The organism is Thermostichus sp. MS-CIW-36 (assembly GCF_054059035.1).
The window spans coordinates 1-10,677 of the sequence record NZ_JBSSBR010000052.1 but is presented as its reverse complement, the minus strand read 5'-3'; the positions used below and the strand labels follow the sequence as shown (position 1 = coordinate 10,677).

Below are 10,677 nucleotides of genomic sequence, written 5' to 3'. Positions count from 1 at the left end.
ACTCCGTCCCGCTAACGCGAATGGAAACAAACAGAATGCTATCGCTGCATAGTTGAACAGTGATGTTCAGCAGTGTTCAGCGTAAATGTATCAGGCAGGAAACCCTCTGTCAAGCTGTCGGCTAAGCCTCTGCCCAACGGTGAGCGTTCTCAACCCGGTGCTTTCTACACACTAGCTCGCCGAGCCAACTTATAGTCATTTCAAACTGGATTGAGACACTCCTACTGCTGCCCAAACGCCCCGCGCCGCTTCCGCGACCACCTCCAGTCCTTCTCCCAGAGAGAGAGGAGTTGGGAAGCAATGCAACAGATTTCATTCTTGTTTAAAATGCAATTCCCTAGGCAGGCTCCACCGCTTCTTGTAGGGCTTTGCGGGCAATGCGAGTGACGTAGACGGTAGCGGCTATGGTGGCGATGAGCCCCACGAGGCGAACGACCCATTGGGCGGTTTGAGCCTGAGGATCCAACTCCGCGCCTTCCATGTCGGCCAGGGATCCCGCCAATGAACCGATGTACACATACATAAAAGTGCCCGGCACGATCCCGGCAGTGCCCAACAAGTTATCCAGAAAAGAAATTTGGGTCAGCCCCAGGGCGTAGTTGAGCACATTGAAGGGAAACGCAGGCGACAGCCGAATCAGGCCGACTATTTTCCATCCCTCACGTCCCAACGCTCGATCGATGGCCGCAAACTTGGCGTTTCCCTCAATCCATTTCGCCACCTGTTCCCGCGCCAAGTAGCGCCCGATTAAAAAAGCCAAGTTGGCTCCAATGGTTGCCCCGATCAGCACGTACACAGTTCCGGCCAGCAACCCGAACACGGCCCCTGCCCCCAAGGTCAGCACCGAGGCTGGTAGAAGCAGCACCGTCGCTACAATGTAAATGGCAATGAAGAGGATTGGCCCCAGCAACCCCAAGCTTTCAATCCAAGCCAGAGCTTCGGCGAGCCAGTCTTGAATAACTCCAAAAAATCCCAATCGATGGGCTGCCCAAAAGATAAAAATGGCCAAGCCCAAGCCGGTAGCAAGCTTAAGCAAAATCCGCTGCTTTTGGGGATTTGTGTTGAGTTGAGGTAGCTCTTCCATTGGCTAAACTCCTACAAAGTTCTTGTGAGGCGAGCTAGGGCAAGCCAGAGTAGACAGCTCTTGGAGTGGGGGAAGTATCTTTACCCGAAAGTCGTGCCGTTCCATCCCCAAAGATAGCCTTTGGCATCGCTGAACTCAATGTAAATCCTCTTCTTGGGGATCCCCAATCGGGCCTCGATGGTGCCGCAAAAAAACTCGCTCATGGCTCGGGTTTGTTGGGCGGAAAATTGCCCGATACTCTTGATTTCTAGGTAACAACAGGGATCCCCACTGCCAGCAAAGGTCATCGGGATCCCACCTTCAAAGGCAGTCATCACGTAGGCTTCCGACTTGCCCAACTGTTCAGATAGAGCAGCAGACAGCACCTTGAGCAGTTCCTCTACTGCGGCGATTTCTGGTTGCACAGACGTTTGCAGCTTGATCAAAGGCATGGATCCCTCTCCCTCTCAACGAGTTCATCTTGGCATTCTTGGCCCCGCTTTTTGGCGATCCACCTGTGGTAGCGTAGCGACAGAGTTGGGCAAACCTCTATGGAGCAGACGAAGCCGGCCAAGCCAGAGATCGGCCACCAGCAGGGCCAAATCGGGCCAGGCCATTGTGCTGTGCAAACTGAGGCTGCCCCCGCTCCTGTCGGCCCTTACAGCCAGGGCGTTACTGCTCTGGGGCCGTTTCTGTTCACCGCCGGACAGGTGGGCCTGGATCCCAAAACCGGCAAACTGGTGGGGGAGGACATTGTTTCTCAAACTCGGCAGGCGTTGCTGAACGTGCAGGCAGTGCTGGAAGCGGGGGGCACCACTCTCGCCAATGTGGTGAAGACAACGGTTTTCCTGGCCGATATGGAGGACTTTGCGGCCATGAACGAGGTTTATCGAGAGTTTTTTGCCACCGATCCGGCTCCGGCCCGCTCTTGCGTACAGGTGGCCTGCCTGCCCCTCAATGCCCGAGTAGAAATCGAGGTTGTGGCCTGCTACCCACAATCGACCTAAATGTCTCCTGAGTCCGGCTAGCGGAATGGTTTCTGGGTCGGCGCGGATCCCGGCAAATCGGGAACCGGATCGTAGCCCCCTGGATGCCAGGGATGACAGCGACAGAGGCGACGGATCCCCAGCCAACCCCCTCGTAGGGCACCGTAGCGCCGCACCGCTTCCAAGGTGTACTGAGAGCAGGTGGGGTAATAGCGACAAGCAGGTGGCAGCCAAGGAGAAATGCCGACCTGGTAACCCCGGATCAGGGCAATCAAGCTGCGGGTGAGGGGATCCGATTGTTCGGGCATGGGTCGGAGTCCAAAAAGCGCATCGCTACTTCAAGGTCATCTGGAACGTACCGGCGATCTCTATTGTCAATCCTTGCAGTTACCAAGAAAACTGGGTTTAAAGCCCCGCCCTAAGGCCTACGGCCCGCTGACGCGACAAGAGCGGCTTTTATCTTGCCAGACCTTTGATAAAGTAGGCTCATGCGCGTCCTCGAAGCCAAGCTCCTCAACGGCACAGCCCAGCAGTACCAAGCCTTGGATGAGGCCATTCGGACTGCCCAGTTCGTGCGCAACAAGTGCCTGCGCCACTGGATGGATCATCAGGGGGTGAACAGGGCCACGTTGTACTCCCTCTGCAAGGACTTGGCCAGAGAGTTCCCCTTCGCCCAGAAGCTGAACTCCTCTGCCCGACAAGCCAGTGCGGAGCGAGCCTGGTTTGCCATCTCCAACTTCTACCGCCGCTGCAAGGAGAAGGCAGCCCGGAAGGGCTATCCCAAGTTCCAGAAATATTGCCGCTCCGTGGAGTACAAAGTCTCCGGCTGGAAGCTCTCCCAAGATGGAATGTCTATCACCTTCACGGACGGCTTCCAGGCAGGCACCTTTGCCCTGTACTGCAACGGCGAGGCGCGGCGGGACATCCTCACCCTGAAAATCAATCGGGTGCGGGTAGTGCGGAGAGCCGATGGCTACTACGCCCAGTTCTGCCTGGACGTGGAGCGTCGGGAGAAGGTGGGCTACACCGGCGAGGCGGTGGGGCTGGATGTGGGCTTGATGCACTTCTACACCGACAGCAATGGGAACGCTGTGCCGTGTCCCAAGTTTTTGCGTCGTGCCGAGAGGAGGTTGAAACAACAGCAAAGGAGACTGAGCAGAAAGTTCAAGAAGGGGGCCAAACCCCAATCCAAGAACTACCACCAGCAGAGGAAGCGGCTGGGCAAGGTGCATCTCAAAGTCCAACGCCAGCGTAGAGACTGGGTCATCAAGCTGGCCCGGTGCGTAGTGCTCGCCTACGGCGGCGCGGAGCGCTTTGTCTAGCGACATCGTGGCGTATGAGAACTTGCCGGTGCGCAGCTTGGCGCGGAATCACCACTTGGCCAAGTCGCTCGCGTAAGCGGTGCGGAGCACTATTCACGATGCGAGCTGGAGTTTATTCACCGGGTGGCTGGACTCCTACGGGAAGGTCTTCAACAAGGTGGTGGTGGCCGTGCCGCCCCAGTACACCAGTCAGGACTGTTCTCGGTGTGGCCACCGGGTGAAGAAGACGCTGTCCACTCGCACCCATCAATGCCCGCAGTGTGGGGTGGTGATCGACCGGGATGAGAATGCGGCCATCAACATCCTGCGCAAAGGGTTGGAGCTGTTGGGTGAGGAGTGGAGCAACGGTACCTTTGGGCAAAAGGGAACCGCCCCGAAAGGGGGAACGCCTGGGGAGAAAGGCCTACGGCCCGCTGCCGCGATGAGCACCGCTGCTGTGGAGGGGCAACCTGACACGGTAAGTGCTGTCGCAGAACCAGGAACCAGAATCCCCTGCCTTTAGGCAGGGGAGTATGTCAAGGCTCAGGGAAAATAATGGTTTAATGGTGGTTTGACAGCCAAAACTTCCTGGCCCAGGCCGGAACTCTCTTGGCAGGGCCCCTTGATCTTGAGTTTGGGATCCCTTCTCACCTTGTCTATGCTGAAAACCACTCGTCGCTTGGCCCTGCTAGCCCTGTCGGGGCTGGCGGTTCTTGTTCTCGCTCCCCAGAGGGGCCTCGCCAGGCCCATCATCGTCGGCTCCAAGGACTTTACCGAGCAGTTTATTCTGGGGGAAATGTACGCCTTAGCCCTGGAGGCGGCAGGGTTCACGGTGGAGCGCAAGCTCAACCTGGGGGGCACGCCGGTAGCTCATGCGGGCCTGCTGAGCGGCGAGATCGATCTCTACCCAGAGTACACCGGCACCGGCCTGCTGACGGTGCTCAAGTTGCCCAGCAGCGGCGACCCGGCAGAGGTGTACGCGACGGTGGCCCGCGAGTACGAGAGCCGGTTCCAACTGATTTGGCTGGATCCCGCCCCCATGAACAACACTCAGGCCCTGGCCATGACCCGAACTAGAGCGGCTGAGCTGGGCATTGCCACCATCTCGGACATGGTGGCCAAAGCGGGCGAGCTGGTGATGATCGGGCCGCCGGAGTTTCAAGCCCGCGAAGATGGACTACCCGGGATCCAAGCAGCTTACGGCAATTTTCGGCTCAAAGCCTACAAAGCGGTGGATCCCGGCCTGCGCTACCAGGGCTTGGTCAATGGGGAAGCGGATGTGGCGGTGGCCTTTGGCACCGATGGGGAAATTGCCGCCTTTGACCTGGTGCTGCTGGAGGATGACAAGCAGCTTTTCCCCCCCTACCAGGTGGCGCCGGTGGTGCGCAAGGACACCCTAGAGGCCAACCCCGGCATTGCTGCTGCCTTAAATGCCCTTTCCCCCCTGCTGACGGACGAGGTGATGCAGCGGTTGAACTACGAGGTGAGCGGCAACCGCAAGGAGCCGGCGGAGGTGGCCAGAGCCTTCTTGGTGGAAGCCGGCATCCTGAAGAAATAATCTTGCCCTTGCACGAGGCCCTGAGGTGAGCACCGTTGAGTTCGAGCGGGTGTCGCTGCGCTTTCCCCACAGTTCCCAGCCGGCTGTGGACGAGTGCAGTTTTTCCGTGGAGTCGGGCCAGTTGGTGGTCATTTTGGGGCCTTCTGGCTGCGGCAAAACCACCCTTCTGAAAATGGTGAATCGCCTACTGGATCCCACCCAGGGGCAGATTCGCTTGGACGGGCGGGATATCCGCCAGTTTCCCGTCACGGCTCTGCGGCAGCGGATCGGCTATGTTATCCAGCAATCGGGGCTGTTTCCCCACATGACGGTGGCCCAGAATGTGGCGGTGGTGCCGCGACTTTTGGGATGGGCGAAGGAGCGCATCCGCGAGCGGGTGGACGAGCTGCTCAGCTTGGTTAATTTGCCCCCCCATGAGTACAGAAACCGCTACCCTGCTCAACTGTCGGGCGGACAACAACAGCGGGTCGGTCTGGCTCGGGCCCTGGCCGGGGATCCAGGGCTGCTGCTGATGGACGAGCCTTTTGGGGCCATCGATGCCATTACCCGCAGCAAGCTGCAAGATGAGATCCTGCGCCTGCAACGGCAATTGAAAAAAACCATCCTGTTCGTCTCCCACGATGTGGAAGAGGCGCTGCGCCTGGCGGATCGCATTTTGGTGATGCAGAAGGGGCGGGTGGTGCAGTTCGACACTCCCTTTCGGCTGCTCACCCAGCCGGCTACTCCCTTTGTCAGGGAACTGCTGGGGGCAGATGACATGGTACGGCAGTTGAGTGTGCTGCGGGTGGAAACGGCGATGGCCGGGATCCCGCACAACCACAAAATCCAAGAGGGAGCGATGGTGAGGCCCCAGGCCACTTTGCGGCAAGCCTTGTCCCTGCTGTTGCGCACAGGGGCGGCAGCCCTGACGGTGTGGGAGGACGGGCGGGCCATCGGCGTTTTGACCTTGGATCACATTCGCAGCTTGGCCATGCTGGAGGGGGGATCCGCGTGAGCTATCTCCTCAACCACCCCGGCCTGATGTGGCAGCTCACCCAAGAGCATCTGGCGATGGTGGGGATGACCTTGGGCATGGCGGTGGTGTTGGCGGTGCCGCTGGCTCTGCTGGTTCACCACGTGCGCTGGTTGGCCCTGCCGGTCATGGGGATCCTCAGCATCCTGTACACAGTGCCCAGCCTGGCTTTGATCATTTTGTTGGTGCCCTGGCTTGGCCTGAATGCCCGCTCGGTGGTGGTGGCGATGGTGATCTACACGCAGGTGATCTTGGTGCGCCATTTTTGCGTGGGCCTGCGCTCGGTCGAGCCTGCCATCCTGGAAGCTGCCAAGGGCATGGGGATGAACCTCTGGCAACGGTGGTGGCAGGTGCAGGTGCCGCTCATGCTGCCCATTGTTTTGGCAGGGCTGCGGCTGGCGGCAATTGTGGCCATTGCCATTGCCACCGTGGGCGCCAAGTTTGGGGCAGGGGGACTGGGAACCCTGCTGTTCGATGGCATTGCCCAGGCCGGTCGCTACGACAAGATCTGGGCCGGATCCCTGGCGGTGGGATCCCTGGCCTTGCTGGTGAACACAGCCTTGCTCAGCCTGGAATGGGCGGCCCGCCGTGGCTGAGGGGATAAACTTTCGAGCAGGTCGGTCTTCTCTGTAGTTCTGTGTATAGTTCTGTGGGGCGAAACTGGGTGTAGCATGGGTGAGCAACCAGGGACTCCGTCCCGCTGGCGTGAGCGGGTGAGAGATTGGTCATCCCGCGCCGATTGGGAGCTGATGGAAGCGCTCAAGGCGGGGCAACCTGCTGCTCTGGCTGCGCTCTACGATCGCTATGCCGGCTTGGTCTATGGGCTGGCCTTCAAGATCCTGGGCCACGTGGCCGAGGCAGAAGACCTGACTCAGGAGGTGTTTGTCGAGCTGTGGCGCAAGGTTGGCTGTGATCCAAGGACTCCGTCCGAGTCGCGCGAGCGGCGGGGATCCCTGAGCAGTTTTTTGTGCATCCTGACCCGTTCGCGGGCCATTGACCGTCTGCGTTCTCAGGGCAGCCATCAACTTCTGTTGAAACGCTGGCAAACCCTTCTCAGCGCCGTTCGTGTTGACGGAACGGAGTCCCATAGCAAGATCCCGCTCCCTTTTGAGCAGGTTTCCATCGAGGAGCGGCGGCAAGCGGTGCAAGCGGCCCTCAGCCAACTGCCCGAAAGCCAGCGGCAGATCCTGGAGTTGCTCTATTACCAAGGGTTGAGCCAGGCGGACATTGCTCGCCAATTGGGGATCCCGTTGGGGACGGTTAAGACCCGCTCTCGCCAAGCTCTCTGCAAATTGCGGGGATCCCTGCGCGCCCTTCTGGGTTTCTGCTCGCGTTAGCGGGACCGCGTCCTTTCGCGTTAGCGGGACGGAGTCCTAGGTTTGGAGTTGAGTTCTGGTGTCGGGATGGCCATGTCTGATCGCGTCAGCGGGACGGAGTCCTATCGCGTCAGCGGGACGGAGTCCTTTCGCGTCGGCGGGACGGAGTCTTTATCCACCTCGCCCCCTTTAACAGAGGAACGGGAAGAACTGGCCGGCTATCTGCTGGGGGACTTATCTCCTGAACAGGTGAGTGCTCTAGAGGCACGCCTAACCCAAGACCCTCGGCTGGTGGCCGAGCTGCAAGCTATGCAAGAAACCTTGGAGTTGTTGCCCTACGGATTGCCAGGAGTGCTCCCGCCTGCCAGCTTGCGCGATAAGGTGATGGCAGAGGTGGGGGCTATGGGCTTGCGCGAGCAGGAGATGGCAGTCCCCCTTCACTCCCCATTGCCTGCTTTTGGGGTTGGGTGGCGCTGGCTGGGAGGCTTGGTGGCGGCAATTTTGGTTCTGCTCAGCTTAGACAACTGGCGACTGCGGCAAGCACTGCAACTAGCCCAGTTAGAGCCGGTGCGAGCATTGTCTCATCTCCTGCAACAGCCGGGATCCCGTCTGGTGCATTTGCAGGGGGAGGCGGGGACGGCCAATGTGCTGTTTCGCCCAGGAGACTGGCAGGAGGTTATCTTGGCCGCACGGGATCTGCCCCAACCGGTGGCGGGGGAGCGCTACTCCCTCTGGCTCAAGCTGGATAATGGCGAGTTCCTCCACTGTGGTGACTTTCAGGTGGATGCTCAAGGCTCTGCTCTGGTGGCCCTACGCCCATCCCGCACGTTGCCGGCAGGTACCCGCGCCCAAGAGCTGCTGATCGCGACCGGTTCCCGCCAACTGCCCGCTCGCGCTACTCGGACGGAGTCCTTGAAACCCCTTCTGACGGGCAAGGTGTGAGGTGAGAGGAAGGGTTGGCCTGCGGAGGTTGGCTGTGCTGGTGGGGGCGCTACTGGCCCTTCTGGCCTTGTGGTGGACGGATCCCACGCCAACAACCCTAAGCCAATACGTTACTTCTTTGCAGGAGCGCACTCCTTCTCAACTCCACAACATTCGCCGAGCCGTCCAAAGCCTGGATGGAGTTTACATCATGCCTGCGACACGCTCACAGGAACAGGCAGAAGTGATTTTTTCCTTCAACCAAGTGGTGGGGCCGCGCAGCCTGGAACGAGGCTATGTGCCCGCGCCGGTGTTTATGGTGGCCGAAACCCTGGATTCGGTTGGGGGAGGAATCTGTCAGGTGTCCTCTAGCCTTTACAATGCCGCTCTGTTGGCAGGGCTGGAGGTGGTGGAGAGGCACCCCCATTACCGGCAGGTAGAGTCGGTGCCCCCTGGCTTAGATGCCACCGTTTGGTACGGCTTGGCCGACCTCAAGCTGCGCAACCCTTTCCCCTGGCCGGTGCGCCTACGAGTTCAGATCCGCGGCCAAAACCTGATTGTGTCCGTGCTGGGACGGGGATCCCGCCACGCCCTGAGGATCCCACCCATCCGTGTAGAGGGGCACCGGCTGGATCCCCAGCATTTGCAGGTGAGCGTGTATCGGGGTAACGAGCGCCTCTCCCAAGATCGCTATGTCGTTGCTCCCTAGCCTCTCATCGCGCCAGCGGGCCGGAGGCCTTTCGCGCCAGCGGGACGGAGTCCTTTTTTCGCCCCATTGGCCCCCTACTTCAGCGTCTCAGGAGCAGCTCCCCAGCAACCTCCACACAGGGATCCATGTTAATTTCTACACCAACATGGTTAGCGACAGGGTCGGCGACAAGCCTCAAACCCTGATTCTTCCGTTGACCCGGTCGATCCCGCTCTGGGCAAGGGTTTCAGGCCCCTCGGCGGAGAAAAATAAGGGGAAATTGCAGCCGTTCGCGCCAGCGGGACGGAGTCCTTAAACGAGACCCTGTCGATCTAGGCCCTTGGATCCCGCTCTGAGCAAGGGTTATAATCGGCGGGAGTCGCTTCCCTTCGGGGAAGTGGAATTAATGGAAACCAGTTTCTTGAGTTTCCTGGTAAGTTCGGTCTTCAGGTCGCTTCCCTTCGGGGAAGTGGAATTAATGGAAACGCTGTAATTAAATTTCAACCCATGAAGTTTTTTGAAAAATACCTTACCGTTTGGGTCTCGCTATGCATTGCTGCAGGCATTGGTCTTGGGAAGATACTGGGGAATTCTGTTTCGGTGCTTGAAAGCTGGCAGATATATACCATCAACATTCCGGTAGCGGTGTTGGTTTGGATGATGATCTACCCGATGATGGTACAGGTTGATTTTTCATCGATAGGCGGTGTTTCAAAAAATTGGAAAGGGCTGGCGCTGACAGTTACTGTAAACTGGCTGATCAAACCTTTCACCATGGCATTGTTTGGATGGATTTTCTTTAAAAATCTGTATGCTACCTGGATCACTCCGGAAGATGCAGACCAGTACCTGGCAGGCGCCATTCTGCTGGGTGCTGCACCCTGCACAGCCATGGTGTTTGTGTGGAGTTATTTGGTAGAAGGCGATGCCAATTATACGTTAATACAAGTTTCAGTCAACGATCTTATTCTGCCGGTTGCATTTGTACCCATTGTAAAATGGCTGCTGGGAGTAACCGACATACAGATACCGTATAAAGTACTGATTACCTCGGTGGTTGTTTTTGTTGTTATACCGCTAACTACGGGCTATCTGACCAATCGGATATTGCTTCAACGAAAAGGAAAGGATTGGTTTGAACAAAAATTTCTTCCGGCACTTCGTCCTGTTTCCATACTAGCATTGCTTTCAACCCTGGTTTTACTCTTTGCCTTTCAGGGCGAACACATACTGGATCATCCATACACCATTTTGTTGATAGCCATACCACTGACCATTCAAACCTACTTCATATTTTTTATAACCTGGCTGGGTGGAAAATTGCTCCGTTTATCACATCCGATTTGTGCACCGGCTGCGATGATTGGTGCCAGTAATTTTTTTGAACTCGCAGTTGCCGTAGCCATATCACTTTTTGGTCTTAATTCAGGTGCGTCGTTAGCCACGGTGGTTGGTGTACTCATAGAAGTACCCATCATGTTATCTTTGGTAGCCATCGCTAACAGTTGGAGGTATTAAATAAATCCAGATAAGTAACATTTCCCCATCCACTTCGCAATTGGAATCTGATTCTGGCGGCGGTTTGAGAAGCATACGGGCTTAAATCTATTGTCTTGGTTGCCCATTGTGATGGGGTATGTACAAATGCAGTGGTCATATCAGGTGCTGTAGCCAATGGACTCGGGCCTGTATTATTACCATAAAATGAATCAGTCGCTTCCCTTCGGGGAAGTGGAATTACAGCCTTTTAATTTAAAATAGGGTACAGGTATTCAAGAGGAAGGAGAGAAAGGAATGCCGACTCATTCTTTGGATTTGCGGCAAAGAGTTGT

Annotated in this window: 11 protein-coding genes and 1 pseudogene; 9 read left to right on the top strand and 3 right to left on the bottom strand. The window is 57.6% G+C overall.

Going from position 1 to position 10,677, the window contains the following annotated elements:
• Positions 1 to 337: 337 nt before the first annotated feature.
• Both ACVWVQ_RS14045 and ACVWVQ_RS14040 read right to left on the bottom strand, forming a co-directional pair.
• A complete protein-coding gene (locus ACVWVQ_RS14045) occupies positions 338 to 1,084 on the bottom strand; it encodes a TVP38/TMEM64 family protein (protein WP_457474332.1) in 747 nt (248 codons plus the stop codon).
• 80 nt (positions 1,085 to 1,164) lie between these two features.
• Positions 1,165 to 1,515: a phenylpyruvate tautomerase MIF-related protein gene (locus tag ACVWVQ_RS14040; protein WP_011432208.1), complete on the bottom strand. Its 351-nt coding sequence runs from the start codon at positions 1,513 to 1,515 to the stop codon at positions 1,165 to 1,167.
• Positions 1,516 to 1,686: 171 nt separating this feature from the next.
• Here ACVWVQ_RS14040 and ACVWVQ_RS14035 point away from each other — a divergent pair, with 171 nt between their 5' ends.
• Positions 1,687 to 2,070 carry a RidA family protein gene (locus tag ACVWVQ_RS14035; RefSeq protein ID WP_457509058.1) on the top strand — a complete coding sequence of 128 codons (384 nt, stop codon included), beginning with the start codon at positions 1,687 to 1,689 and terminating at the stop codon, positions 2,068 to 2,070.
• 17 nt (positions 2,071 to 2,087) lie between these two features.
• Here the strand turns inward: ACVWVQ_RS14035 and yidD are convergent, their stop codons facing one another.
• The gene (yidD, locus tag ACVWVQ_RS14030) at positions 2,088 to 2,357 is read right to left on the bottom strand and encodes a membrane protein insertion efficiency factor YidD (RefSeq protein ID WP_414409354.1); all 270 of its coding nucleotides are present in this window, start codon (positions 2,355 to 2,357) and stop codon (positions 2,088 to 2,090) included.
• Between the two features lie 180 nt (positions 2,358 to 2,537).
• Here yidD and ACVWVQ_RS14025 point away from each other — a divergent pair.
• From ACVWVQ_RS14025 to arsB, 8 genes and pseudogenes are all read left to right on the top strand, one after another.
• Positions 2,538 to 3,873 (top strand): annotated as a pseudogene (locus ACVWVQ_RS14025) (RNA-guided endonuclease InsQ/TnpB family protein).
• A 135-nt stretch (positions 3,874 to 4,008) separates the two neighbouring features.
• The gene (locus tag ACVWVQ_RS14020) at positions 4,009 to 4,908 is read left to right on the top strand and encodes a glycine betaine ABC transporter substrate-binding protein (protein WP_457509056.1); all 900 of its coding nucleotides are present in this window, start codon (positions 4,009 to 4,011) and stop codon (positions 4,906 to 4,908) included.
• Positions 4,909 to 4,933: 25 nt separating this feature from the next.
• Entirely contained in the window at positions 4,934 to 5,902 is a 969-nt protein-coding gene (locus tag ACVWVQ_RS14015; RefSeq protein WP_457509054.1) for an ABC transporter ATP-binding protein, read from the top strand.
• Positions 5,899 to 6,516: an ABC transporter permease gene (locus tag ACVWVQ_RS14010; protein ID WP_414344038.1), complete on the top strand. Its 618-nt coding sequence runs from the start codon at positions 5,899 to 5,901 to the stop codon at positions 6,514 to 6,516. Before ACVWVQ_RS14015 ends, ACVWVQ_RS14010 begins: the two co-directional genes overlap by 4 nt.
• A 75-nt stretch (positions 6,517 to 6,591) precedes the next feature.
• Positions 6,592 to 7,257 (top strand): sigma-70 family RNA polymerase sigma factor, encoded by a 666-nt coding sequence (locus ACVWVQ_RS14005; RefSeq protein ID WP_457509052.1) that lies wholly within the window; start codon positions 6,592 to 6,594, stop codon positions 7,255 to 7,257.
• A 66-nt stretch (positions 7,258 to 7,323) separates the two neighbouring features.
• Positions 7,324 to 8,178: an anti-sigma factor domain-containing protein gene (locus ACVWVQ_RS14000; RefSeq protein WP_457509050.1), complete on the top strand. Its 855-nt coding sequence runs from the start codon at positions 7,324 to 7,326 to the stop codon at positions 8,176 to 8,178.
• Between the two features lies 1 nt (position 8,179).
• Positions 8,180 to 8,866, top strand: a complete 687-nt coding sequence (locus ACVWVQ_RS13995) for a VanW family protein (RefSeq protein ID WP_457509048.1) — start codon at positions 8,180 to 8,182, stop codon at positions 8,864 to 8,866.
• Between the two features lie 486 nt (positions 8,867 to 9,352).
• Positions 9,353 to 10,363: an ACR3 family arsenite efflux transporter gene (gene arsB, locus ACVWVQ_RS13990; protein WP_457509046.1), complete on the top strand. Its 1,011-nt coding sequence runs from the start codon at positions 9,353 to 9,355 to the stop codon at positions 10,361 to 10,363.
• Positions 10,364 to 10,677: the final 314 nt, after the last annotated feature.

Coding starts and splice junctions, on each gene's coding strand:
- ACVWVQ_RS14045 (WP_457474332.1), bottom strand. CDS start 1,084: ATGGAAGAGCTACCTCAACTCAACACAAATCCCCAAAAGCAGCGGATT.
- ACVWVQ_RS14040 (WP_011432208.1), bottom strand. CDS start 1,515: ATGCCTTTGATCAAGCTGCAAACGTCTGTGCAACCAGAAATCGCCGCA.
- yidD (WP_414409354.1), bottom strand. CDS start 2,357: ATGCCCGAACAATCGGATCCCCTCACCCGCAGCTTGATTGCCCTGATC.
- ACVWVQ_RS14020 (WP_457509056.1), top strand. CDS start 4,009: ATGCTGAAAACCACTCGTCGCTTGGCCCTGCTAGCCCTGTCGGGGCTG.
- ACVWVQ_RS14005 (WP_457509052.1), top strand. CDS start 6,592: ATGGGTGAGCAACCAGGGACTCCGTCCCGCTGGCGTGAGCGGGTGAGA.
- ACVWVQ_RS14000 (WP_457509050.1), top strand. CDS start 7,324: ATGGCCATGTCTGATCGCGTCAGCGGGACGGAGTCCTATCGCGTCAGC.
- arsB (WP_457509046.1), top strand. CDS start 9,353: ATGAAGTTTTTTGAAAAATACCTTACCGTTTGGGTCTCGCTATGCATT.